Origin of the sequence: Streptomyces sp. NPDC047917 (assembly GCF_043204345.1) — a bacterium.
GTDB lineage: Bacteria > Actinomycetota > Actinomycetes > Streptomycetales > Streptomycetaceae > Streptomyces > Streptomyces sanglieri.
The window spans coordinates 106,061-128,133 of the sequence record NZ_JBIDCA010000005.1; the positions used below are offsets into that span (position 1 = coordinate 106,061).

The 22,073-nt window shown below is 71.1% G+C and carries 22 protein-coding genes; 6 read left to right on the forward strand and 16 right to left on the reverse strand.

Annotated elements, in window-relative coordinates:
* Positions 1–91: 91 nt before the first annotated feature.
* On the reverse strand, positions 92–1,555 hold the full coding sequence (locus ACGF8B_RS13295) for a hypothetical protein (RefSeq protein WP_392737599.1): 1,464 nt from the start codon (positions 1,553–1,555) through the stop codon (positions 92–94).
* Positions 1,556–1,816: 261 nt separating this feature from the next.
* Here ACGF8B_RS13295 and ACGF8B_RS13300 point away from each other — a divergent pair, with 261 nt between their 5' ends.
* Positions 1,817–3,673, forward strand: a complete 1,857-nt coding sequence (locus ACGF8B_RS13300; RefSeq protein ID WP_392737601.1) for an endonuclease/exonuclease/phosphatase family protein — start codon at positions 1,817–1,819, stop codon at positions 3,671–3,673.
* Positions 3,674–3,688: 15 nt separating this feature from the next.
* On the opposite strand, the gene ACGF8B_RS13305 is transcribed toward ACGF8B_RS13300, so the two are convergent.
* The gene (locus tag ACGF8B_RS13305) at positions 3,689–4,411 is read right to left on the reverse strand and encodes an antibiotic biosynthesis monooxygenase (RefSeq protein ID WP_392737603.1); all 723 of its coding nucleotides are present in this window, start codon (positions 4,409–4,411) and stop codon (positions 3,689–3,691) included.
* 137 nt (positions 4,412–4,548) lie between these two features.
* Between ACGF8B_RS13305 and ACGF8B_RS13310 the strand changes: the two genes are divergently transcribed.
* Positions 4,549–5,682, forward strand: coding sequence for a lipid II:glycine glycyltransferase FemX (locus tag ACGF8B_RS13310; RefSeq protein ID WP_392737605.1), 1,134 nt, complete (start codon positions 4,549–4,551; stop codon positions 5,680–5,682).
* 67 nt (positions 5,683–5,749) lie between these two features.
* Positions 5,750–6,193: a GNAT family N-acetyltransferase gene (locus ACGF8B_RS13315; protein WP_392737607.1), complete on the forward strand. Its 444-nt coding sequence runs from the start codon at positions 5,750–5,752 to the stop codon at positions 6,191–6,193.
* 180 nt (positions 6,194–6,373) lie between these two features.
* On the opposite strand, the gene ACGF8B_RS13320 is transcribed toward ACGF8B_RS13315, so the two are convergent.
* Positions 6,374–7,048, reverse strand: a complete 675-nt coding sequence (locus ACGF8B_RS13320) for a DUF4232 domain-containing protein (protein WP_392737609.1) — start codon at positions 7,046–7,048, stop codon at positions 6,374–6,376.
* Between the two features lie 169 nt (positions 7,049–7,217).
* Here ACGF8B_RS13320 and dapA point away from each other — a divergent pair, with 169 nt between their 5' ends.
* Positions 7,218–8,120: a 4-hydroxy-tetrahydrodipicolinate synthase gene (dapA, locus tag ACGF8B_RS13325; protein ID WP_392738333.1), complete on the forward strand. Its 903-nt coding sequence runs from the start codon at positions 7,218–7,220 to the stop codon at positions 8,118–8,120.
* Here the strand turns inward: dapA and dapD are convergent.
* Positions 8,117–9,106: a 2,3,4,5-tetrahydropyridine-2,6-dicarboxylate N-succinyltransferase gene (dapD, locus tag ACGF8B_RS13330; protein WP_266916675.1), complete on the reverse strand. Its 990-nt coding sequence runs from the start codon at positions 9,104–9,106 to the stop codon at positions 8,117–8,119. The two genes, dapA and dapD, sit on opposite strands and share 4 nt — an antisense overlap.
* An 88-nt stretch (positions 9,107–9,194) precedes the next feature.
* On the reverse strand, positions 9,195–10,481 hold the full coding sequence (locus ACGF8B_RS13335) for an MFS transporter (RefSeq protein WP_392737611.1): 1,287 nt from the start codon (positions 10,479–10,481) through the stop codon (positions 9,195–9,197).
* A 115-nt stretch (positions 10,482–10,596) separates the two neighbouring features.
* Here ACGF8B_RS13335 and ACGF8B_RS13340 point away from each other — a divergent pair, with 115 nt between their 5' ends.
* Positions 10,597–11,484 carry a winged helix-turn-helix transcriptional regulator gene (locus ACGF8B_RS13340; protein WP_392737613.1) on the forward strand — a complete coding sequence of 296 codons (888 nt, stop codon included), beginning with the start codon at positions 10,597–10,599 and terminating at the stop codon, positions 11,482–11,484.
* A gap of 144 nt (positions 11,485–11,628) precedes the next feature.
* Here ACGF8B_RS13340 and ACGF8B_RS13345 read toward each other — a convergent pair whose 3' ends face one another.
* Together ACGF8B_RS13345 and ACGF8B_RS13350 are read right to left on the reverse strand one after the other, a co-directional pair.
* Entirely contained in the window at positions 11,629–12,165 is a 537-nt protein-coding gene (locus tag ACGF8B_RS13345; protein WP_392737615.1) for a TetR/AcrR family transcriptional regulator, read from the reverse strand.
* Positions 12,165–12,485, reverse strand: coding sequence for a multidrug efflux SMR transporter (locus ACGF8B_RS13350; protein ID WP_342282776.1), 321 nt, complete (start codon positions 12,483–12,485; stop codon positions 12,165–12,167). The genes ACGF8B_RS13345 and ACGF8B_RS13350 overlap by 1 nt, the downstream gene beginning before the upstream one ends.
* A 241-nt stretch (positions 12,486–12,726) precedes the next feature.
* Between ACGF8B_RS13350 and ACGF8B_RS13355 the strand changes: the two genes are divergently transcribed.
* Positions 12,727–13,707: a hypothetical protein gene (locus tag ACGF8B_RS13355; RefSeq protein ID WP_392737617.1), complete on the forward strand. Its 981-nt coding sequence runs from the start codon at positions 12,727–12,729 to the stop codon at positions 13,705–13,707.
* A gap of 141 nt (positions 13,708–13,848) precedes the next feature.
* Here the strand turns inward: ACGF8B_RS13355 and ACGF8B_RS13360 are convergent, their stop codons facing one another.
* The 9 genes from ACGF8B_RS13360 to ACGF8B_RS13400 all read right to left on the reverse strand — a co-directional run bounded on the left by ACGF8B_RS13360 (position 13,849) and on the right by ACGF8B_RS13400 (position 21,968).
* Positions 13,849–15,243 carry a DUF3616 domain-containing protein gene (locus ACGF8B_RS13360; RefSeq protein WP_392737619.1) on the reverse strand — a complete coding sequence of 465 codons (1,395 nt, stop codon included), beginning with the start codon at positions 15,241–15,243 and terminating at the stop codon, positions 13,849–13,851.
* A 155-nt stretch (positions 15,244–15,398) separates the two neighbouring features.
* Positions 15,399–15,737: a metal-sulfur cluster assembly factor gene (locus ACGF8B_RS13365; protein ID WP_093539690.1), complete on the reverse strand. Its 339-nt coding sequence runs from the start codon at positions 15,735–15,737 to the stop codon at positions 15,399–15,401.
* The gene (gene sufU / locus ACGF8B_RS13370) at positions 15,734–16,189 is read right to left on the reverse strand and encodes a Fe-S cluster assembly sulfur transfer protein SufU (protein WP_072483050.1); all 456 of its coding nucleotides are present in this window, start codon (positions 16,187–16,189) and stop codon (positions 15,734–15,736) included. Before sufU ends, ACGF8B_RS13365 begins: the two co-directional genes overlap by 4 nt.
* A gap of 25 nt (positions 16,190–16,214) precedes the next feature.
* Positions 16,215–17,483 (reverse strand): cysteine desulfurase, encoded by a 1,269-nt coding sequence (locus ACGF8B_RS13375; protein WP_342282762.1) that lies wholly within the window; start codon positions 17,481–17,483, stop codon positions 16,215–16,217.
* On the reverse strand, positions 17,480–18,244 hold the full coding sequence (gene sufC / locus ACGF8B_RS13380) for a Fe-S cluster assembly ATPase SufC (protein WP_392737621.1): 765 nt from the start codon (positions 18,242–18,244) through the stop codon (positions 17,480–17,482). Before sufC ends, ACGF8B_RS13375 begins: the two co-directional genes overlap by 4 nt.
* 7 nt (positions 18,245–18,251) lie before the next feature.
* Positions 18,252–18,569: a bifunctional 3-phenylpropionate/cinnamic acid dioxygenase ferredoxin subunit gene (locus ACGF8B_RS13385; RefSeq protein ID WP_148834126.1), complete on the reverse strand. Its 318-nt coding sequence runs from the start codon at positions 18,567–18,569 to the stop codon at positions 18,252–18,254.
* Positions 18,569–19,750, reverse strand: coding sequence for a Fe-S cluster assembly protein SufD (sufD, locus tag ACGF8B_RS13390; RefSeq protein WP_392737624.1), 1,182 nt, complete (start codon positions 19,748–19,750; stop codon positions 18,569–18,571). Before sufD ends, ACGF8B_RS13385 begins: the two co-directional genes overlap by 1 nt.
* 59 nt (positions 19,751–19,809) lie before the next feature.
* Positions 19,810–21,231, reverse strand: a complete 1,422-nt coding sequence (gene sufB / locus ACGF8B_RS13395; RefSeq protein WP_361455657.1) for a Fe-S cluster assembly protein SufB — start codon at positions 21,229–21,231, stop codon at positions 19,810–19,812.
* The gene (locus tag ACGF8B_RS13400) at positions 21,228–21,968 is read right to left on the reverse strand and encodes a helix-turn-helix transcriptional regulator (RefSeq protein ID WP_392737626.1); all 741 of its coding nucleotides are present in this window, start codon (positions 21,966–21,968) and stop codon (positions 21,228–21,230) included. The genes sufB and ACGF8B_RS13400 overlap by 4 nt, the downstream gene beginning before the upstream one ends.
* Positions 21,969–22,073 lie beyond the last annotated feature (105 nt).

A 22,073-nucleotide genomic window follows, 5' to 3' on the forward strand; every position in this document is an offset into this window, starting at 1 on the left:
GTGCAGTTGGCCGGAAGGTGTGTCCCGAAGTCGCCGTTCACCATGGGACGGCCCGCTCACGCCGACCGCCCCGTACCCGGCCCTGTGGCGGTCAGGCCCCCTGGCGCGAACGGGCCTTGAACGCCGCCTTGCGGGCCTCCTTGGCCTTCTTCTTGTCGCTGTGCAGCCGCCCCATCGCTTCGAGGACATCGGCGGTCGCCGGGTGCGCCACCCGCCACGCCTCGTCGAAGAAGCCGCTGTGCTGGCCCGCCAGGCCCTCGACCAGGTCCTGCAGTTCGTCCAGATCGCCGTCGGTCTCCAGCTGGGCCGCGATCGTGTCGATGGCCAGCCAGAAGATCATCGACTCCGGCGGCGCGGGGACGTCCGCGGCGCCCAGCTCCGCGAGCCAGACCCGGGCGAGGCCGCCCAGCTCGGGGTCGTCCAGCACCGCGCGCACCGCGGGTTCCGCCGTCGCGCCGACCAGGGCGAGCGCCTGCTGGCAGTGGAGCCTGCGCAGCGGTGCCTGCCGGTCCATGCCCCGGGACGCGTCCAGGAGTTCGGCCGCCGCGCCGTCCGCACCGCCGCGCCGGTCGAGCCACAGCTCGACCTCGCCGCGGGCGGCCGCCTCGGGGTAGTACGCGATCCCGCCGAGCAGCGCGTCGGCGCCCTTGTCCGCGAAGTCGCCGATGGCCGGGGCGTCCACCCCGGCCTCCAGCATCCGGCTGCGCAGCCCGTAGAGGCCGAGGGGGGTCAGCTTCACCATGCCGTACCGGGTGACGTCCTCGTCGTCGGCCGGCGGGGTGGCGTCCTCGCCCTCCTCGACCAGCAACGCCTCGTCCACCGGGCGGTACTCGACGATCCCGATGGGTTCGAGGACCCGGAACTGGTCGTCCAGCCGCATCATCGCCTCGGACACCTGCTCAAGGATGTCGTCGGTGGGTTCGCCCATGTCGTCGGGGACGATCACCGACGCGGCGAGGGCGGGCAGCGGTACGGGAGCGGGGTCCGTGCCGCCGTGGCCGTCGCCGACGGTGAGCAGGTACAGGTTGCCGAGCACCCCGTCGAGGAATTCCGCCTCGACCTCCGGGTCCCAGTCCAGGGACTCGAAGTCGATCGAGCCGTCCTCGCCGACGAGCTCGGCGAGGTCGTCGAAGACGGGCGCGGTGGCGTCGGCGTGGACGGCCTCCAGGCCGTCGAGCCAGATCGACAGGACGTCCTTCGGCGAACCACCGGTGACCAGCGCCAGGTTCGCACCGGCGCGGGCGGTCCCCTCCGCGTCCGGTCCGGCGTCCTGGCCGGGGTCCTCGACGTCGACGAGCCCCGTGTCCACCGCGAGCCGCCATGCCTCGCTGGCCTCCGCGGCCCCGTCCTCGTCCGCCGCCAGGCCGATATGCTCGGCCGCCGCGGGCAGTTGGGCGTCGACGAGCTCGCCGCCGGCGCCGACCCGGGTCTCCGGGCCCGCCCAGCGGGCGAGCCGGACGGCGCGGGCGAGCAGCGGCGCGGCGAGCGCGTCCCGTGCCAGCTCGGCCTCGGTGCGCAGCCGTACGGGCGGCAGGGTGGGGGGCTCTGCGGACATCAGGCGGTTCTCCTCGGGACGTACCGGGCGTACGGATCGGACGTACCGGACGCGCGTGCCGGGTGTACCGGACGTACGGTCCGGGCATGCTGGGCGTACGGTTCGGGCGGCCCAAGCGTAGACGCATTTCGCCCCATGCCGCCCGGTTCATGAAACGGACAGCGGCAGTCCACCCGGCAGACCTTGACAACCCCCTTGCGCACACAAGAGATTGACGCGCGTAGATCTCCGTTCCGACCCTCGATACCCCCGGAGCCCGTGATGCCTGCCGCATCGTCCAGAACCACCGCCGTCTCCGCCGTAGTCACCGCCGCGCTCGCCGCCGGTCTGCTCACCGGCGCCGCGACCACCTCCGCCTCCGCCTCCACCACCGCCCTGCCCGTGGACGGCCAGGTCCGGATCCACGACATCCAGGGCTCCACCCGGATATCCCCGCTCGTCGGCCAGCAGGTCGGCGACGTGGCGGGCATCGTCACGGGCGTGCGGACGTACGGCTCGAAGGGCTTCTGGTTCCAGGACCCGAACCCCGACGCCGACCCCGCGACCAGCGAGGGCGTCTTCGTCTACACCGGCTCCGCGCCCACCGTCGCGGTCGGTGACGCGGTCACCGTCTCCGGCACGGTCACCGAGTACGTCCCTGGCGGCCTCGACTCCGGCAACCAGTCGCTGACCCAGATCAGCAAGCCCACCGTCACCGTGGTCTCCTCCGGCAACGCCCTGCCCGCGCCGGTGCGGGTCTCGGAGCGCTCGGTGCCCTCCCGGTACACCCCCGCGGGTGACCCCGCCGCGGGCGGCTCCGTCAACGCGCTGCCCCTCGCGCCGTCCCGCTACGCCCTCGACTACTACGAGTCGATCGAAGGGATGAACATCAGCGTCGGCACCTCGCGGGTGGTCGGCGCCACCGACGCGCACGCCGAGCTGTGGGTGACGGTGAAGCCGCGCGAGAACGACGCCCGCCGCGGCGGCACCGTCTATGGTTCGTACCGCTCCCAGAACACCGGACGGCTCCAGATCCAGTCCCTGGTGCCGCTCGCCCAGCAGCCGTTCCCGAAGGCGGACGTGGGCGATGTGCTCTCCGGTACGACCGAGGGCCCGCTCGACTTCAACCAGTACGGCGGCTACACGCTGACCGCCCGCACCATGGGCACGGTCACCGACAAGGGCCTGCGGCGGGAGACCACCCGCAAGCAGCGCGGCGGCGAGCTGGCCGTGGCGACGTACAACGTCGAGAACCTCGACCCGAGCGACCCGCAGGAGAAGTTCGACGCGCTCGCGGCGGCGGTCGTCGACAACCTCGCCTCGCCCGACATCGTGGCGCTGGAGGAGATCCAGGACAACAACGGCGCGAAGAGCGACGGCACGGTCGCCGCCGATGTGACGGTGAAGAAGTTCACCGACGCGATCGTGGCGGCGGGCGGCCCGGCGTACGACTGGCGCTCCATCGACCCGGAGGACAAGAAGGACGGCGGCGAGCCCGGCGGCAACATCCGTCAGGTCTTCCTCTTCAACCCGGAGCGGGTCTCGTTCACCGACCGGGCCGGCGGCGACGCGACGACGGCGACCGACGTCGCCCGGGTGCGGGGCCGCGCCGCCCTCACCCTCTCGCCCGGCCGGATCGACCCGGCGAACCCGGCGTGGGAGAACAGCCGCAAGCCGCTCGCCGGGGAGTTCAGCTTCCGCGGCCGTACGGTCTTCGTCGTCGCCAACCACTTCGCGTCCAAGGGCGGCGACGAGTCCATCTTCTCGGAGCACCAGCCGCCGTCGCGTTCCTCCGAGGTCCAGCGGCACGCGCAGGGCCGGGCGGTCAACACCTTCGTCAAGAAGCTGCTGAGCGTCCAGAAGAACGCGGACGTGCTGGTCGTCGGTGACATCAACGACTTCGAGTTCTCCGGCACGGCCGAGGCCCTGACCGCCGGGCGGGCACTGTACCCGGCGATCAAGTCCCTGCCGCGCTCGGAGCGTTACAGCTACGTCTACCAGGGCAACAGCCAGGTTCTCGACCAGATCCTGACCAGCCCGTCGATCGACGATTTCCACTACGACAGCGTGCACATCAACGCCGAGTTCGCCGATCAGAACAGCGACCACGACCCGCAGGTGATCCGCTTCCGCCCGTAGCGGTGCCCCGCACCCTCAGCGGTGCTGCGCGCCCGCGCCCGGCCGGATGCTGAGCGCGGGCGTGTACCGGTGCACCCCGCCGCCGGTCACCCCCGGGTAGGACCGCACCCGCTCCCACTGCGGGGTGGCCGAGCCGATCCCGGCACCGGGCGCGGCCAGTGCGGCGGCGTGGGCCCCGGCGCTCTCCCATTCGGCGTAGTTCAGCACGCGCGTCCCGTCGGTGCTCACGTGGAAGTGCGCGGAGATTCCGCCGGGAGGGAGCGCCGGGTCGGTGCCCAGCGCCTCGAACACGGTGTCCACCCAGTCCCGTTGCCGCGCCTTGTCCGCACCGTCGAACTCGACGTCGACGATCACCACGCAGCCGGGCTCCCGCCCGTCGCCCGCCGGCGGGAGCGTGGAACGGTAGAGCTCCAGGGTGTGCAGCCCGAGCCGCCGGATGCCCGGCACCGCGGCGTCGATGTCCGCGTTGCGCTCGTCCCTGCCGTTCCGGTAGAAGTCCTGGTACGCCTGCTCACCACTCCACTGGCTGTAGTGGAACAGGGTCTTCCCGTCCTCACCGGCATGGACGGTGTACGAAAGAAGTCCCGGATGCGGCCAGTCCCGGCTGTCCCACGCCTCTCGAACGGCCTCGACCGTCCGCCGCATGCGCTCCGGGGTGGAGACGTCCCAGGTGCTCGCCTTGGCGAGTCCGGCGTCGTTACGGGCAAGATCGGGACGGGATGCGAACTGCACGCTCATGACGGGTCCTCCCTGGCGGGCGCACCGGGGCGGCGCGCCGTCGCCGACCACCCTGATACGTCAAGTCCGCTTGAGGTCAACAGCGCGCCCCGTCGGCACCGCCGGACCCACCGGCAACACAACGAACGGAGTACCGCATGGCACCGCACCTCAGGACGATCAGCCGCGAGGAGCATCTGGCGTTCGTCGCGAGCCGTCCGGCCGTGAGCCATCTGCAGGTTCCCTCGTGGGGCGATGTGAAGCCCGACTGGCGTGCGGAGAGCATCGGCTGGTTCGACCGGGACGGTGCGGGCCGGGAGCGGATCGTCGGGGCCGGGCTGGTGCTGTACCGGCCGATCCCCCGGGTGAAGCGCTCTCTGGCCTATCTGCCGGAGGGCCCGGTCATCGACTGGCACGACGGTGGTCTGCGTGAGTGGCTGGATCCGATGCTGGCGCACCTGAAGGCTCAGGGCGCGTTCTCGGTGCGGATGGGTCCGCCGGTCGTCGCCCGGCGCTGGGACGCCGGGACGGTGAAGGCCGCCATCGCCGACCCGGCCGCCGGACGGCTGCGCGACGTACCGCCGGACTCGCGGGAGCCGGGGGCCGACGAGGTCGTGGAGCTGCTGCGCGGGCTGGGCTGGCGGCGCGGCGAGGCGGAGAGCGAGGACGGTTTCAGCGCGGGGCAGCCCCGGTACGTCTTCCAGGTGCCGTTCGCCGGGCTGTCGCTGGAGGAGGTCCGGGGCAATCTGAACCAGCAGTGGCGGCGCAACATCAAGAAGGCGGAGAAGGCGGGCGTCAAGGTCGTCGAGGGCGACTACGAGGACCTTCCGGCCTTCTACGAGCTGTATCGCGAGACGGCCGAGCGCGACCGGTTCATCCCCCGTCCACTCGGCTACTTCCAGCGGATGTGGACCGCGCTGCGGGCCGAGGACCCCGAACGGATGCGGTTGTACCTGGCCCAGCACGAGGGCGAGACGCTCTCCGCCGCGACGATGCTGACCGTCGGGAACCACGTCTGGTACTCCTACGGCGCCTCGACCGGCCGCAGGCGCGAGGTCCAGCCCAGCAACGCCGTCCAGTGGCGGATGATGAGTGACGCGCACGAACGGGGCGCCGCCGTCTACGACCTGCGCGGCATCACCGACACCCTGGACGAGGGCAACCATCTGGTGGGCCTGCTGCGCTTCAAGGTCGGCACCGGCGGCCGGGCCGCCGAGTACATCGGCGAGTGGGACTACCCGATCAACAAGGTGCTCCACAAGGCCTTCGGCCTCTACATGGCGCGCCGCTGACCGTGCCGCGCGGGCGGGCCGCGGGCCGGGCACCGGGCGCTCCGGTGCCCGTGCCAGACTCCGGGGCATGAACCTCCGCACCGCCACCCGTGCCGATCTGCCCGCCGTGCTCGCCCTCCTCGCCGACGAGGAGCGGGTCGTCGATCCGGCCTCGGTCGTGGTCGACGAGGCGTACGAGAGGGCCTTCGCGGCCATCGGGAGCGACCCGCGCAACGAGATGCTGGTGCTGGTGGACGGCGACACCGTGCTGGGCTGTGCGCAGGCCACGTACATACCGGGGCTCGGCAGGAACGGCGAGGAGCGGGCGCTGATCGAGGCGGTGCGGATCAGGGCCGACCGGCGGGGTGGCGGTCTGGGCCGGGAGCTGATGAGGCAGGCGGTCGACCGGGCCCGGCAGCGGGGGTGCGGGCTGGTGCAGCTGACCAGCGGCAAGCGGCGTACGGACGCGCACCGGTTCTACGAGTCGCTGGGCTTCGCCCGCAGCCACGAGGGCTTCAGGCTCGCCCTCTGACCCGGCCCCGGCGCCGCTGGGGGCTGTCCCGCACTTCCTGGTGGAACAGCGCGCGGCGTCGGACGCGGTGCGTCGCCGGGCGGAGGGACGCCCGAATACTGGAGGTATCAGGGCGTTCCGACAACGCGGCGAGGTGCCGTGGCTGTCGTCGTGCGCCCGCCGGGAACCGCGGGACAGCCCTCAGGCGGGGCCGGTCCGCCACGCGGTCATGTTGAGCTCGTCGAGCATCCGTACGTCGCTGCCCTTGAGCGGGAAGGTGCGCCCCTCCAGGCCGGGCGCGGCCGCGATCTCCAGGGCGTCGCCCTCGATGAGGTCGCCGCCGGTGGGGGTGGAGACCCAGGCCAGGAGCGAGCGCGCGGTCTCCCCCGGCTTCAGCATGACCTCCTTCGGCCCGCGGTCGGTGCCCATGTAGGAGGAGCCCGGGTTGACCGGGACGGGCAGCGGGTCACCGGCCTCGTCCAGGGCCCGGACGGACGGGTAGCCGGTGACCCGGTAGGGCTTGCTGCCGCAGTTGGTGAGGCTGAGTCCGACGGCGCGGTGGCCGAGCGCCGCCTCCACCTCGCCCATGTCGACGACGACGCCGGAGGACGGGCAGCCGGCCGGGAGGGTGGGTGTGGGGGCGGGCCCCTGCGCGCCAGGCCGGTCGGAGACCCCGCCGGAGACGCTGGGGAACGGCGTCGGCAGCTTGTCGGCGTGCACCCGGTACGGATCGCTGGGTGCCGGCTCCGGCTCGCCCTCGCCCGCCGGCACGAGGAACCCGGCGCATCCGGAGAGCGTCAGGCCCAGCACCCCGGCCAGCACCCCGGCCGCCAGTGGCCTCCGTCTCCCGGTCCCCGCCCCTGCCAGTCCTCGCATGCTCACGCACCCACCCCGGTCTCGGCCTGCCGCATAGGCGTTCGATCATGCCAGACCCCGTGCGCCCGACCCGGCGACTGTTCAGTGCTCCTTGCCGCTCACCCCAAGCAGATCTAAGTGGACCTTCACGGTCCGGTCCGCCGACACTTCGGGGATGACCGCACCAGTGATGACCGCGCCAGTGACACCCTTCGGCCGCACGCTCTGCGCCATGATCACGCCGTTCACCGGATCGGGGGAGCTGGACCCGGACGCCGCCGGGAGGCATGCCGCCGCCCTGGTCGCCGACGGCTGCGACGGGCTGGTGCTCAGCGGCACCACCGGCGAGTCCCCGACCACCACCGACGCCGAGAAGACCGCGCTGCTGCGGGCGGTCCGGGCCGCGGTGGGCGACGGCGTGCCGATCGTCGCCGGGGTCGGCAGCGCGGACACCCGGCACACGATCGACCTCGCCCGGCAGGCCGAACAGGCAGGAGCGGACGGCCTGTTGGTGGTGACGCCGTACTACAGCCGGCCGCCGCAGCCCGCCGTCGAGGCGCACTTCGTGCGCGTGGCCGACGCGACCGGCCTCCCGGTGATGCTGTACGACATCCCCGGCCGCACCGGCACCCGCATCGAGCCGGAGACCATGCTGCGGCTCGCGGAGCACCCGGGCATCGTGGCGGTGAAGGACTGCGCGTACGACCTGCTGGGCTCCACGGAGGTGATCGGCGCGACCTCGCTGGCGTACTACTCGGGCTGCGAGGAGCTGAATCTGCCGTTGTACGCGGTGGGCGCGGCGGGCTGTGTGAGCACCGTCGCCAATGTGGCGCCCCGTGCGGTGCGGGCGGTCCTGGACGCGTTCGACGCCCGGGACACCGCGGAGGCCGTCCGGCTCAACCGGCTCCTGGTTCCGCTGACCCGGCTGATGATGGCGTCCGGGCTGCCCGGCACCGTCACGGCGAAGGCCCTGCTCGACGCCGGACCGGTCCGCGAACCGCTGCAGCCCGCCGGGCGCGAGGCGACCGACGGGCTGCGGCGGGCGTACGAGGAACTCCTCGCCGCCATGGACCAGGGTCGGCAGGCCCCTTAGTTGTGGCTGTGCAGGACGTCGTTGAGGCCGTCCCAGACCGCGTTGTTCGGGCGGGCCTCGACGGCGCCGGAGACCGAGTTCCGGCGGAAGAGGATGTTCGAGGCGCCGGAGAGCTCACGGGCCTTGACGATCTGGCCGTCGGGCAGCGTGATCCGGGTGCCGGCCGTGACGTAGAGCCCGGCCTCGACGACGCACTCGTCGCCGAGCGCGATCCCGACGCCGGCCTCGGCGCCGATCAGGCAGCGCTCGCCGATCACGATGCGCTCCTTGCCGCCGCCGGAGAGGGTGCCCATGGTGGAGGCGCCGCCGCCGATGTCGGAGCCGTCGCCGACGACGACGCCCGCCGAGATGCGGCCCTCGACCATCGAGGTGCCGAGGGTGCCCGCGTTGAAGTTGACGAAGCCCTCGTGCATGACGGTCGTGCCGGCGGCGAGGTGCGCACCGAGCCTGACCCGGTCGGCGTCGGCGATCCGGACGCCCTTCGGCGCGACGTAGTCCGTCATCCGGGGGAACTTGTCGACCGAGGTGACCTGGAGGTGCAGGCCCTCGGCGCGGGCGTTCAGCCGCACCTTCTCCACGTCGTCGACGGCGACCGGGCCGAGCGAGGTCCAGGCGACGTTGGAGAGGAGGCCGAAGAGCCCGTCCAGGTTCTGGCCGTGCGGCCGGACGAGGCGGTGCGAGAGGAGGTGCAGGCGCAGGTACGCGTCGTGCGCGTCCAGCGGCTTGTCGTCGAGCGAGGCGATGACCGTACGTACGGCGACGGTCTCGACACCGCGGCGGGCGTCCACGCCGATGGCCTTGGCGGCGCCCTCACCGAGGAGGTTGACGGCCTGGTCGGGGGTGAGCCGCTCGGTTCCGGCCGGGCCCGGCTCGGCGGTGAGCTCGGGGGCGGGGAACCAGGTGTCGAGAACGGAACCGTCGCCGGCGATGGTGGCGAGGCCGGCGGCGACGGCGCCGGTGGTGCGAGCAGGAGTCGTGTCGGTCATGACACGAAACCTAACCGGCGAGGCACCACCGGGGCCAACCGGTCTCGCCGGATGGTCGCGGCCGGCCCAGGGGCCCGGACCCACCAGGTCAGCCGGGCTGCGCCTGCCGTCCGGGCACCGGTACGGCGGCCTCCCCGCACACCGGTCCAGGCACCGGTACGGCGGCCTCCCCGCACACCGGTCCCGGCACCGCTCCGGGCCCCCGCAGCCGCCGCGCCGCGAGTACCGCCGCCCCCGCGCCGCAGGCCAGCACCGCGCAGGCGGGCCAGAGCAGTCCGGGCGCGTGGGCGTAGAGCGCGCCGCCGAGCGGCGGCGCCAGCACCTGGCCGCTGATGGAGGCGCCCGCGTACAGGCTCTGGAAGCGGCCCTGCGCATGCGCGGGGGCCTGATCGGCGACATGGGCCGTCGCGGTGGTCTTGTAGAGGATCTCGCCCGCGGTCAGTGCCGCCATCATCGTGACGGCGGCGGGCGCCCCGGCGCCGGGGATCAGTACCGCGTAGCCCAGTCCCACCAGCAGCAGCCCGGTGCCGACGATGCCCAGTGGCGCCCGGCGGCGCAGTACGTGTGCGGCGGGGAGTTCCAGCAGCAGGATGAGCCCGCCGTTGACGGCCAGCAGCCAGCCGTAGAACCGGGTGCCGTGGCCGTGCTCGGCGAGGAAGACGGGCAGGGTGGAGTACTGCTGCCGGTAGACGAGGTCGACGCAGAGGATCGCGGCGAGCAGGACCGGCACGGCGGGCCTGGCCCGCAGTTCCCGCCAGAGCCCGGGTGTGCCGGGGTCGCGGCGGGCCGGACGGGTGTGCGCGGTGCCGTGCGCCGGGAGCACCGCCGCCGCGTACCCGGCGAAGAGCAGGGTTCCGAGGCCGTCGGCGAGGAACAGCCAGTCGTACGAGAAGCGCGCGGCGATCAGCGCGCCGAGCGGCGGGCCCACGGCGAACCCGGCGTTGCCCGCGGCCCGCACGAGGGCGAAGCTCTGGCGCCGGCCGCCCTCGGGGACGGAGACCGCGACGAGCGCGGCGTTGGCGGCGCGCACGACGCCCGCCGCGTACTGCGCGAGCGGCAGCACCCCGTACATCGCGCCGACCGGAAGGGCCGGCAGGGCCGCGAGCGCCGCCCCGGCGACCAGCGCGCCGGTCAGCAGCATGCGGCGGTGACCGTAGTGGTCGCCGAACCAGCCACCGGTGAAGTTCCCCGCGACCAGGCCGATGCCGCCGATGCCCGCGAGGACTCCGGCCTGCGGGACGCCCATCCCGCGCGGGCCGGTCAGATAGACGAAGAGGTAGACGAAGGTGAAGCTGACGACCGCGTTGAGGAACGAGCCGAAGGCCAGCAGCCGCACCGTGCGCGGCACGTCCCGCACGAACCCCGAAAATCTCATCCCCAGCACCCTCCCGGTAAGTTTCTTTTGGGAACGGACTATGGCATCGTGGTTTCCTGCTGGTCAATCCGGTGAGCGGGGAACAGGCGGACACCGGGGACGAACGGAGGAGTCCATGGCCCAGCGCACCAGCCTGGCCGACGCCGACTGCGCGATCGCCCAGGCGCTCGATGTCGTGGGCGACTGGTGGACCCTGCTGATCGTGCGGGACACGGCACGCGGGGTGCACCGCTTCGACGCGCTCCAGCAGGAGCTGGGCGTGTCCCGCAAGGTGCTGACCGAGCGGCTGCGGCTGCTGGTCGACGCGGGGGTGCTCTCCCGGGATCCCTACCAGGACCGGCCGCCCCGGTACGAGTACCGGCTCACCGCGCGCGGGCGCGCGCTGCTGCCCGTGCTGATCGCACTCCAGGACTGGGGCGACACCTGGGTGATGGGGGACGGGGAGACGACGGCGACGGCGGCGGAGGCCTCGAAGGAGGCAGCCCGGGTGCACGCACTGGTGGGCACCCGCCTGCCCGGGCTGCGGCTGCTGGACCACGACGGCGCGCCGCGCGACCCGGTCGCCGGCACCCCGTACACCGTCCTGTACTTCTTCCCCGGCGCCCATGCCCGACGGGACGCCTACCCGCCGGGCTGGTCCGAGATCCCGGGCACGGGTGGCTGCACCCTCGAATCCTGCACCTACCGGGACCGGGCGGCCGAGTTCGCCGCGGCGGGCGCGTCGGTGCACGGGGTGTCGACCCAGCGCCCGGACGAACAGCGGGCCTTCGCGGACGCGGAGCGGCTGCGCTTTCCCCTGCTGTCCGACGCGGAGCTGGAGCTGACGGCGGCGCTGCGCCTGCCCACCTTCCGCGCGGGCGGCATCAGCCGGCTGAAGCGGCTGACACTGGTGGTGGACCGCGATCGGACGGTCCGCGAGGCGCTCTACCCGATCACCGACATCGAGGCGAGCGTCCGGGCCGCCCTCGCGGCGGTACGGAACGGGGGCCCGCCGGGCGCGTGAGGGGCGCGCGGGGGCGAAGCGGGGGCGGAGCCATCACCCGACGCCCGCCGAGACGGAACCGCCAACCCGATGCACGCGGGGGCAAAGCCATTACCCAATGCGCGCGGGGGCGGAGCCATCACCCGACGCCCGCAGACCGAACCGTCACCCGGCGATCCGCCGCAGCATCTCCCGCGCGTACACCTCGTCGTACTCGCCGCCGGTGAGCAGCACCTGCAGACAGATCCCGTCCATCAGCGCGATCAGCGCCCGCGCGGTGGCCGGATCGGTGCGCCGGGACAGCAGTTCGGCGGTGCGGTCGGTCCACTCGGCGGCTACGGGCCGCAGCGCGGGCCTTCGGAGCGCGGCGAGATACAGCTCGTACTCCAGCTCGGCCCGTCCTCGGCCGCCGGCGAAGTACTCCCCCAGCAGCCGGGCCAGTTCCCCGGCCAGGTCGGCCGCCGGGTCGGCCAGCGCCCGGCTCTCCCGCATGACCCCGGCGAAGTTCTCGTTGGACCGGCGCAGCGCCGCGGTCAACAGCTCGTCCAGCGAGGCGAAGTGATAGGTCGTCGAGCCGAGCGGCACATCGGCCTCGGCCGCGACGGAGCGGTGGCTCAGCCCCGCGATGCCCTTGGCGCCGACCACCCTGATCGCGGCGTCGATGATGCGGTCGCGCCGCTCGGGGTCGTAACGGCGCGCCATCAGTGGGCCCCGCCCAGATTCAGCACCACCACTCCGGCGATGACCAGCGCTATGCCCGCCAGCTTGACCGGGCTGCCGGACTCGCCCATGAAAAGGATGCCGATGGCGGCGACCGCGGCGGTGCCGATCCCGGCCCAGATCGCGTACGCGGTGCCCACCGACAGCGTCTTCAGCGTCTGGGCGAGCAGCCCGAAGGCGACGAGGTATCCCACGACGGTGATCAGCGAGGGCCAGAGCCTGGTGAAGCCCTCGCTGTACTTCATGGCCGTCGTGCCGGCCACCTCCGCCGCGATCGCCGCGGCCAGCAGTCCGTATCCCATGTGTACGAGTGTACGCATCGCCGTCCGTTCGACGGTACGGGCGGTGCCCGCGGACCGGGGCGCTACGGTGTCCCGACCAGCACACCGGACGACGACACATGACGGAGCAGCAGTGGCGCAGGACGCAGGGTGGGGCGGCGGAGCACCGTACGGAGGGCCCCCGGGACCACCGGGATGGGGCGGCTGGACGCCACCGCCGAAGCCCGGGGTGATACCGCTGGCGCCACTGAAGCTCGGGGACATGTTCGGCGGCGCCTTCGGCACGCTGGGGCGCTACTGGAAGCAGCTGTTCGGCATCGGCGCCGCCGTGTACGGCGGGGCGGTGGTGATCATGGCTGTCACGGTCCTGATCGGGTACTCCGCGGTCAGCGGCCATCTGCACCGGGTCGTCTCGCTCAGCGCCGACGAGGACCCGGTGCCCTCCGACGTGGTGCCGATGGTGATCGCCTTCGGGGTCGTCTGGCTGGTCGCCATGATCGCCTTCGCGGTCGCCACGGCCATGATGTACGCGACCGTTCCCACGGTCCTGCAGGAAGCGGTGCTGGGCAGGCCGACCACCTTCTCCCTCGTCTGGCGGCGGGCCTGGTCCCGAGTGCCGGCGGTGTTCGGAACGGTGGTCCTGACCTGCCTGATAGCAGTGATCCCGATGGTGCTCATGCTGGTCGGCTTCTTCGCGTTGATCATCGGCGCCATCACTCTGGCGCACGGGGGCAGCGCGGTGCTGTGGACCGTGCTCGGTTTCCTGGGCGCCCTGGCCACCGCCCCGCTCGCGATCTGGCTCTGGGTGAAGTTCTGTCTGGCCCCCTCGGCCGTGGTGTTCGAGGGGGCGTCCCCGGTGGCCGCCCTGCGCCGCTCCTCGCAGCTGGTGCGCGGCGACTGGTGGCGGATCCTCGGGATCTCCCTGCTGGCCTTCGCCCTGGCCGGGGCGGCGAGCTACATGATCCAGCTCCCGTTCTCGTTCCTCGGCATGTTCTCCGGCGTCATCGGCGGAGCGACCCTGGACGAGGATCCCAACCCCGCCGCGATCGCCTTCGCCATGAGCGGCTATCTGGTGATCATGGCGCTCGGGCAGCTGGTCGGCCAGTTCATCTCGGCGACGTTCCCGCAGCTGGTGACCGGACTGCTCTACGTAGACCGCCGCATGCGCACGGAGAACCTGGGCCCGGCCCTCGCCGAGGCGGCGGCCGTGCCCCCGCAGTACGGCCCGCAGTACGGCCCCTGACAGCGCCCGTCGGCCGGCTGCGGCCGACGGGGGCCGGGACGATGCGTTCGACGGCCTCGACGGCCGTGTCCGCCGGCCTTCCCGGCGGACACGGCCGTTCGCGTCGCCCGGCCCGCCGGATCGCGAGAGCGTCCGGGCCGGTCAGCCCCCGACGGTGAACCGGACGGCCCGGGACTTCTTCCACTCGGCGTTGTCGAGGTCCTTCGCCTCCGTGCCGTCCCCGTACAGATCGGCCGAGCCGGAATCCGTGATCAGCTGGGCCCGGGCGCCCGGCACCGTCAGGTCCGGCACGTCCACGACGGCCTCCCAGCCGCCCGGGTCGGCGGTCGGCAGATCGGCCCGCTTGACCGGTGCGTGCGAGGCGACCCCGTCCCAGGAGTAGAGGGCGTACGGGTCGGAGTTGTCGTCGGCCGCCCAGGAACCGGCCACGATCAGGTACTGGTCGGCGGCGTTCTTGCGGATGTCCCGGATGCTGAGCCCGCCGAGGTCCAGCTCGATCGGCTCGCCCATGACCGCCTTCGCCCCGCTGCCGGCCACCCGGTCGAAGTTGGTGACGGGCACGATCAGGGCCTTGCCGCCGGACTTCGGCGGGACGAGCGGGGCCCGGAATCCGAGGTACGCGGTGGTCGTCGAGCCGGGCGCGAACTCCAGGCCCTCGATGTTGAACCCGTCGATCTGCTTGGGCACTTCACCGTCGTCCGTACCCGCGGCGAAGCCCAGCCGGTCGCCGTTCGCCTCGTCCCACGCGACAAGATCGTCACGGAGCTTCCCGTACTTGCCGCCCACCGTCAGCTGGGTGGCGGCGCCCGAGCCGGTCACCTTCGTGGTGAAGACGGTGTTGCGGTCGGACTTGTACTCGCCGTTCTTGTTGTTGCCGAGCGAACCGGTCCAGTAGATGGTGTCGCCGACCCGGGCCGCGCCCTCGATGTCGATCTCCTTGTCCGCCCCGAGCTTCGATCCGACGTCCCAGCTCTTCACGGGCCCGCCGGACGCCGAACGGTCGTACAGCCGCAGCGTGTTGGACTCGTCGTCGGCCACGACCACATGGCCGCCGCCGACGTCCACGGCGGCCGAGGCGTCCGAGGAGCCGGTGAGGTAGCGGGTGTCCGCGGCGTTCTGCACGGCGGCGGACGCGGCGTAGTGCAGCTTCTTGGTGGCGGTCTTGCCGCCGAGCCCGGTGACCTTGATCGTGAGGTCGGTGTAGCCGCGTCCGTGCGCGGCCACGGAGAGCTGCCGGGTGGCGCCGGTGCCCGTGACGGTCACGTCCCCGGTCCCGGCGACGGACGACTTGGAGCTCGCGGACGCCGCCACGCCGAGCGCGCTCGCGTCGGCCCCGCTCTGCGCGACGGTGACCGTCACCACCGGGTCACCGCTCGCGCCGACGGCACCGGAGAGGTACGAGGCCGAGAAGGCGATCGTCGGCGTTCCGTAACTCGCGGCGTGCGCGGGGGCGTTGAGCCCGAGCGCGGCCAGCAGGAGCACTCCGCTCGCGGTGGCGGCCAACCTGCGGTCGGGGAGCGAAAACTGATGCAGCACGGCATGCCTCTCGTCGGCGTGATGTCGCGGGTACGTTCCGATACCCGTGCCAACGACGGACACACATCATGAGTACGGCAGGCGAAACAACGACGAAGAACGGCCCCCGGCACGGAGCCGGAGGCCGTTCTTCGTCAGCAGTGGGCGCAGACGTCTCAGACGTTGAAGCCCAGGGCGCGAAGCTGCTCGCGCCCGTCGTCCGTGATCTTGTCCGGACCCCACGGCGGCATCCAGACCCAGTTGATCCGCAGCTCGTTGACGATGCCGTCGGTCGCGGACTTCGCCTGGTCCTCGATGACGTCGGTCAGCGGGCAGGCCGCGGACGTCAGCGTCATGTCGAGGGTGGCGATGTTGGCGTCGTCGATGTGGATGCCGTAGATCAGGCCCAGGTTCACGACGTCGATGCCCAGCTCGGGGTCGACCACGTCGTAAAGCGCCTCGCGGACCTCCTCCTCGGAGGCCGGCTTGGTGGTGAGAGTCTCGTTGTCGCTCATGCCGTCTTCCCTTCGGACAGCGCCTTCGCCGTCGCGTCCTTCCACGCCATCCAGCTCAGCAGCGCGCACTTGACCCGGGCCGGGTACTTCGAGACGCCGGCGAACGCGACCGCGTCCTCCAGCACCTCCTCCATCGCGTCGTCCGGCTCCAGCTGGCCCTTGGACTGCATCAGCTCCAGGAAGGTCTCCTGGATCTTCTGCGCCTGGCCCAGTTCCTTGCCGACCAGGAGGTCGTTCAGCACGGAGGCGCTGGCCTGGCTGATGGAGCAGCCCTGACCCTCGTACGACACATCGGCGATGGTCTCGCCGTCGTACTTCACCCGGAGAGTGATCTCGTCGCCACACGTCGGATTGACGTGGTGCACCTCTGCGTCGCCGTCCCGCAGGCCACGCCCGTGGGGGTGCTTGTAGTGGTCCAGGATCACTTCCTGGTACATGGAATCAAGCTTCACCAGTCAACCCTCAGCCGCTCGCCCATTATCCGAAAAAGTTCCGTACGTGCTCCAGGCCGTCCACCAGGGCGTCGACCTCGGCGGGCGTGGAGTACAGATAGAACGACGCTCGCGTGGTCGCAGGAATTCCGTACCGCAGGCAGACCGGCCGTGCGCAGTGGTGTCCGACCCGGACCGCGATGCCCTGCTCGTCGAGCACCTGGCCCACGTCGTGCGGGTGGATGTCACCGAGCGTGAAGGAGATCGTGGCGCCGCGGTCCTCGGCCGTCGCCGGACCGATGATCCGCAGGTCCGGGACCTCCAGGAGCCGCTTCACCGCGTACTCGGTGATCGCGTGCTCGTGGCGGTAGATGTTCTCCATGCCGATCGCCGAGAGGTAGTCCACGGCCGCGCCGAGGCCGACGGCCTGGGCGATCGGGGGCGTACCGGCCTCGAACTTGTGCGGCGCGGGGGCGTACGTCGACGAGTGCATCGACACGGTCTCGATCATCTCGCCGCCGCCGAGGAACGGCGGCAGGTCCTCCAGGAGCTCCTGCCGTCCCCAGAGCACGCCGATGCCGGTCGGGCCGACCATCTTGTGACCGGTGAAGGCCACGAAGTCGGCCTGCAGCGCCTGCACGTCCAGCACCATGTGCGGGGCGGCCTGCGAGGCGTCGATGCAGACCAGCGCGCCGACCTGCTGGGCCCGGCGGATGATCTTCTCGACCGGGTTGATCGTGCCCATGATGTTGGAGACCAGGGTGAAGGAGACGATCTTCGTCTTCTCCGTGATGATCTCGTCGATGTCGGACAGGTCGAGGCGGCCGTCGTCGGTGATGCCGAACCACTTCAGCTTCGCGCCCGTGCGCTGCGAGAGCAGCTGCCACGGCACGATGTTGGAGTGGTGCTCCATCTCCGTGGTGACGATCTCGGTGTCGTGGTCCACCCGGTAGGGCTCGTCGGCCCAGCCGAGCATGTTGGCCACGAGGTTGAGCGACTCGGAGGCGTTCTTGGTGAAGATCACCTCGTCGCGGCTGGGCGCGTTGATGAACGCGGCGACCTTGTCACGGGCGCCTTCGTACAGCGCCGTGGCCTCCTCCGCGATCGTGTACACACCGCGGTGCACATTGGCGTTGTGCCGCTCGTAGTACTCGTTGAGGGCGTCGAGCACCTGGCGCGGCTTCTGCGAGGTCGCAGCGCTGTCCAGGTAAACGATCTTCTTCCCGTCGTGGACCGTACGATCCAGCAGGGGGAAGTCCTTGCGGATCGCCTCGGTGTCGAGGAGGCCGGAGAGCCCCTGGCGGGCGTCAGTCACGCGGAAGCGCCACCCTTCACATATGCCTCGTAGCCCTCGTTCTCCAGCTTGTCGGCGAGCTCGGCGCCGCCGGACTCGGCGATACGGCCGTTGGCGAAGACGTGCACGAAGTCGGGCTTGATGTAGCGGAGGATCCGCGTGTAGTGCGTGATCAGCAGGGTGCCGACCTCGCCGGTCTCGCGGACCCGGTTGACGCCCTCGGAGACGATGCGCAGGGCGTCGACGTCCAGGCCGGAGTCGGTCTCGTCGAGGATCGCGACCTTCGGCTTGAGGAGCTCCAGCTGGAGGATCTCGTGGCGCTTCTTCTCACCGCCGGAGAAGCCCTCGTTGACGTTGCGCTCGGCGAAGGCCGGGTCCATATGGAGGCCGGCCATCGTCTCCTTGACCTCCTTCACCCAGGTGCGCAGCTTGGGCGCCTCGCCGCGGACGGCGGTGGCGGAGGTGCGGAGGAAGTTGGAGACCGAGACGCCGGGGATCTCGACCGGGTACTGCATCGCGAGGAACAGACCGGCGCGGGCGCGCTCGTCGACGGTCATCTCCAGGACGTCCTCGCCGTCCAGGGTCACCGAGCCGCTGGTGATCGTGTACTTGGGGTGACCCGCGAGGGAGTACGCGAGGGTGGACTTGCCGGACCCGTTGGGGCCCATGATGGCGTGGGTCTCGCCCTGCTTCACGGTCAGGTCGACGCCCTTGAGGATCTCCTTCGTGGCGTTGTCGGCCTCGACGGAGACGTGCAGGTCGCGGATTTCAAGCGTTGCCATGGGTGACTCAGGACTCCTGGGTGACGGAGACGAGCACATCGTCCCCTTCGATCTTGACGGGGTATACGGGGACGGGGCGCGTCGCGGGAAGGCCGGAGGGCTTGCCGGTGCGCAGGTCGAAGCTGGAGCCGTGCAGCCAGCACTCGATCGAGCAGTCCTCGACCTCTCCCTCGGACAGTGAGACGTTCGCGTGCGAGCAGATGTCGTTGATCGCGAACACCTCGCCCTCGGTACGGACGACGGACACCGGGACGCCGTCGAGCTCCACCCGCTTCGGGGTGTCGTCCTCCAGCTCACTCAGCGCACAGGCTTTGACGAAGGCCATCAGACGGAAGCCTTCAGCTCGGCCTCGATCTTTTCGAGCAGCCGCGCCTCGACGTCCGGCAGGCCGATCTGCTGGACGAGCTCGGCGAAGAAGCCGCGCACGACGAGCCGGCGGGCCTCCTCGGCGTCGATGCCCCGGGACATCAGGTAGAAGAGCTGCTCGTCGTCGAAGCGGCCGGTCGCCGAGGCGTGGCCAGCGCCGACGATCTCGCCGGTCTCGATCTCCAGATTCGGCACGGAGTCGACCCGCGCGCCGTCCGTGAGGACGAGGTTGCGGTTCATCTCGTAGGTGTCGGTGCCCTCGGCGGCGGCCTGGATGAGGACGTCACCGATCCACACGGCGTGTGCGCCGTCGCCCTGGAGCGCGCCCTTGTAGGCGGCGTTGGACTTGCAGTGCGGGGTGTTGTGGTCCACCAGGAGGCGGTGCTCCTGGTGCTGGCCCTTGTCGGTGAAGTACAGACCGAAGAGCTCGGCCTCGCCGCCGGTGCCCGCGTAGTTGACGCGCGGGTGGAGGCGGACGAGGTCGCCGCCGAAGGTGACGACGATCGACTTGAACGAGGCGTCCCGGCCGACCAGCGCGTTGTGCTGGCCGACGTGGACCGCGGTCTCGTCCCAGTCCTGCACGGAGACGACGGTGAGCTTCGCGCCGTCGCCGAGGACGTAGTCCACGTTGGCGGCGAGCACCGCGTCACCGGTGTGGTCGATGACGACGACGGCCTCGGCGAAGGCTCCGAGCTCGACGACCTGGTGGCCGTAGGCCACGCCGCCCTCGCCGTGCACCGCGATACGGATCGGCTCGGTGAGCACGGCCTCCTTGGCGACCGTGACGACGGACGCCTGCTCGAAGGAGGAGTACGCCTGGGCGGCGACGCGGTCCACCGGGATGCCGGCCCTGCCGAGCCGGGAGTCGTCACGGCCGACGGTCTCGACGGTGACGCCCTCGGGGGCCTCGATCGCGACCTTCACACCGCCGCCGGTGGCGACGGCCGTGCCGTCGTGCAGCCCGCGCAGCCGCTCCAGCGGCGTGAACCGCCACTCCTCCTCACGGCCGTGCGGGACCGGGAAGTCCGCGACGTCGAAGGACGGGGGCGCGCTCATGCGCGTGGCGACGGTCGACTCGGCGGCCACCGCGATGGATCCGGTGGTGGTGGAGCCCGCCGGGATGTTCTGAGCCTCAGCCATGGCTGTCGTAGTGCTCACTTTCTCTGTCAGTGGTCGGGGAATCCGGTCGTCAGGCTGCGCTAGCCGACCGAACCCTCCATCTGCAGCTCGATCAGCCGGTTGAGCTCAAGGGCGTACTCCATCGGCAGCTCCTTCGCGATCGGCTCGACGAAGCCGCGCACGATCATCGCCATCGCCTCGAACTCCGTCAGCCCGCGGCTCATCAGGTAGAAGAGCTGGTCCTCGGAGACCTTGGAGACGGTCGCCTCGTGACCCATCGACACGTCGTCCTCGCGGACGTCGACGTACGGGTAGGTGTCGGAGCGCGAGATCGTGTCGACCAGCAGCGCGTCGCAGAGCACGTTGGACTTCGCGCCCGGCGCGCCCTCGCCGATCTCGATCAGACCGCGGTAGGAGGTACGGCCGCCGCCTCGCGCCACCGACTTGGAGACGATGTTGGAGGAGGTGTTCGGCGCCATGTGGACCATCTTGGCGCCGGCGTCCTGGTGCTGGCCCTCGCCCGCGAAGGCGATGGACAGGGTCTCGCCCTTGGCGTGCTCGCCCATCAGGTAGACGGCCGGGTACTTCATGGTGACCTTGGAGCCGATGTTGCCGTCGACCCACTCCATGGTCGCGCCCTCGTAGGCCACGGCGCGCTTGGTGACCAGGTTGTAGACGTTGTTCGACCAGTTCTGGATCGTCGTGTAGCGGCAGCGGCCGCCCTTCTTCACGATGATCTCGACGACCGCGGAGTGCAGCGAGTCGGAGGAGTAGATCGGGGCGGTGCAGCCCTCGACGTAGTGGACGTAGGCGTCCTCGTCGACGATGATCAGCGTCCGCTCGAACTGACCCATGTTCTCCGTGTTGATACGGAAGTAGGCCTGGAGCGGGATGTCGACGTGGACACCCTTGGGCACGTAGATGAACGAGCCGCCGGACCACACGGCCGAGTTCAGCGAGGCGAACTTGTTGTCGCCGACCGGGATGACGGTGCCGAAGTACTCCTTGAAGAGCTCCGGGTGCTCCTTCAGCGCGGTGTCGGTGTCGAGGAAGATGACGCCCTGCTCCTCCAGGTCCTCACGGATCTGGTGGTAGACGACCTCGGACTCGTACTGCGCGGCGACACCGGCGACCAGGCGCTGCTTCTCCGCCTCCGGGATGCCGAGCTTGTCGTAGGTGTTCTTGATGTCCTCGGGCAGGTCCTCCCAGGACTCCGCCTGCTTCTCGGTGGACCGCACGAAGTACTTGATGTTGTCGAAGTCGATGCCCGACAGGTCGGAGCCCCAGTTCGGCATGGGCTTCTTGTCGAACAGCCGCAGGCCCTTGAGGCGCAGCTTCAGCATCCACTCGGGCTCGTTCTTCTTCCCCGAGATGTCGCGGACGACCTCCTCGGAGAGCCCGCGCTTGGCGGCGGCACCCGCCGCGTCGGAGTCGGCCCAGCCGAATTCGTACGTGCCCAGACCCTCGAGTTCGGGGTGGGCAGTCTCCGTAGGGAGCGTCATGCGGGGTTCCTCCCGGCCGTGCTTGCAGATGCTGAATTGGTGGTCTGTGGTGCTGAGTGGCCGCTGCGCGGAATGTACGTCGTGCACACACCGTCGCCGTGGGCGATGGTGGCCAGACGCTGCACATGCGTCCCGAGGAGGGTGGAGAAGAACTCCGTCTCCGCCTCGCACAGCTGCGGGTACTGCTCGGCGACATGGGCGACCGGGCAGTGGTGCTGGCACAGCTGCTCGCCCTGCTGCGGACCCGGCGCGCTACGCGCCGTAGCAGCGTACCCGTCGGCGGACAGGGCCTTGGCCAGCGCTTCGGTGCGGGCCTCGGGGTCCGCGGTCTCGACCGCCGTGCGGTACGCCTCGGACTGGGACTCGATCCTGGCGCGGGCGAAAGCGGCGACCGCCTCCTCGCCCGCGGTCTCGGCGATCCAGCGCAGGGCGTCCGCCGCGAGCTTGTCGTAGGACTGGTCGAAGGCGTCCCGGCCGCAGTCGGTGAGGGCGAACACCTTGGCCGGGCGGCCACGGGTCCGAGCCCCGTAGACCCGCTGCTCACGGGCCTCCACGACGTTGTCCGAGGCGAGGGCGTCGAGATGGCGGCGGACCGCCGCCTGGGTGAGGCCGAGGCGCTTCGCCAGCTCGGCGACGGTGGACGGGCCATGGTCCAGGATGGAGCGCGCGACCCGGTTGCGCGTCGAGCGCTCTCCGGTCGCGAGTTCCTCCTGCGGAGCCTCGCCAACGTATTTCACAACGCCATTGTTGCGTAATTCATCCGGCCCTGACAACCACGGTCCGAAACGATCTACGGTGCCGTTCATCACTTAGGGTCACCTAATTCGCCCCCGGCGGACGGG

Bases quoted from the DNA above. Each gene is read 5' to 3' on its own strand.
- ACGF8B_RS13295 (WP_392737599.1), bottom strand. From the start codon at position 1,555: ATGTCCGCAGAGCCCCCCACCCTGCCGCCCGTACGGCTGCGCACCGAG.
- ACGF8B_RS13300 (WP_392737601.1), top strand. From the start codon at position 1,817: ATGCCTGCCGCATCGTCCAGAACCACCGCCGTCTCCGCCGTAGTCACC.
- ACGF8B_RS13305 (WP_392737603.1), bottom strand. From the start codon at position 4,411: ATGAGCGTGCAGTTCGCATCCCGTCCCGATCTTGCCCGTAACGACGCC.
- ACGF8B_RS13310 (WP_392737605.1), top strand. From the start codon at position 4,549: ATGGCACCGCACCTCAGGACGATCAGCCGCGAGGAGCATCTGGCGTTC.
- ACGF8B_RS13315 (WP_392737607.1), top strand. From the start codon at position 5,750: ATGAACCTCCGCACCGCCACCCGTGCCGATCTGCCCGCCGTGCTCGCC.
- ACGF8B_RS13320 (WP_392737609.1), bottom strand. From the start codon at position 7,048: ATGCGAGGACTGGCAGGGGCGGGGACCGGGAGACGGAGGCCACTGGCG.
- dapA (WP_392738333.1), top strand. From the start codon at position 7,218: ATGACCGCGCCAGTGACACCCTTCGGCCGCACGCTCTGCGCCATGATC.
- dapD (WP_266916675.1), bottom strand. From the start codon at position 9,106: ATGACCGACACGACTCCTGCTCGCACCACCGGCGCCGTCGCCGCCGGC.
- ACGF8B_RS13335 (WP_392737611.1), bottom strand. From the start codon at position 10,481: ATGAGATTTTCGGGGTTCGTGCGGGACGTGCCGCGCACGGTGCGGCTG.
- ACGF8B_RS13340 (WP_392737613.1), top strand. From the start codon at position 10,597: ATGGCCCAGCGCACCAGCCTGGCCGACGCCGACTGCGCGATCGCCCAG.
- ACGF8B_RS13345 (WP_392737615.1), bottom strand. From the start codon at position 12,165: ATGGCGCGCCGTTACGACCCCGAGCGGCGCGACCGCATCATCGACGCC.
- ACGF8B_RS13350 (WP_342282776.1), bottom strand. From the start codon at position 12,485: ATGGGATACGGACTGCTGGCCGCGGCGATCGCGGCGGAGGTGGCCGGC.
- ACGF8B_RS13355 (WP_392737617.1), top strand. From the start codon at position 12,727: ATGTTCGGCGGCGCCTTCGGCACGCTGGGGCGCTACTGGAAGCAGCTG.
- ACGF8B_RS13365 (WP_093539690.1), bottom strand. From the start codon at position 15,737: ATGAGCGACAACGAGACTCTCACCACCAAGCCGGCCTCCGAGGAGGAG.
- sufC (WP_392737621.1), bottom strand. From the start codon at position 18,244: ATGGCAACGCTTGAAATCCGCGACCTGCACGTCTCCGTCGAGGCCGAC.
- ACGF8B_RS13385 (WP_148834126.1), bottom strand. From the start codon at position 18,569: ATGGCCTTCGTCAAAGCCTGTGCGCTGAGTGAGCTGGAGGACGACACC.
- sufD (WP_392737624.1), bottom strand. From the start codon at position 19,750: ATGGCTGAGGCTCAGAACATCCCGGCGGGCTCCACCACCACCGGATCC.
- sufB (WP_361455657.1), bottom strand. From the start codon at position 21,231: ATGACGCTCCCTACGGAGACTGCCCACCCCGAACTCGAGGGTCTGGGC.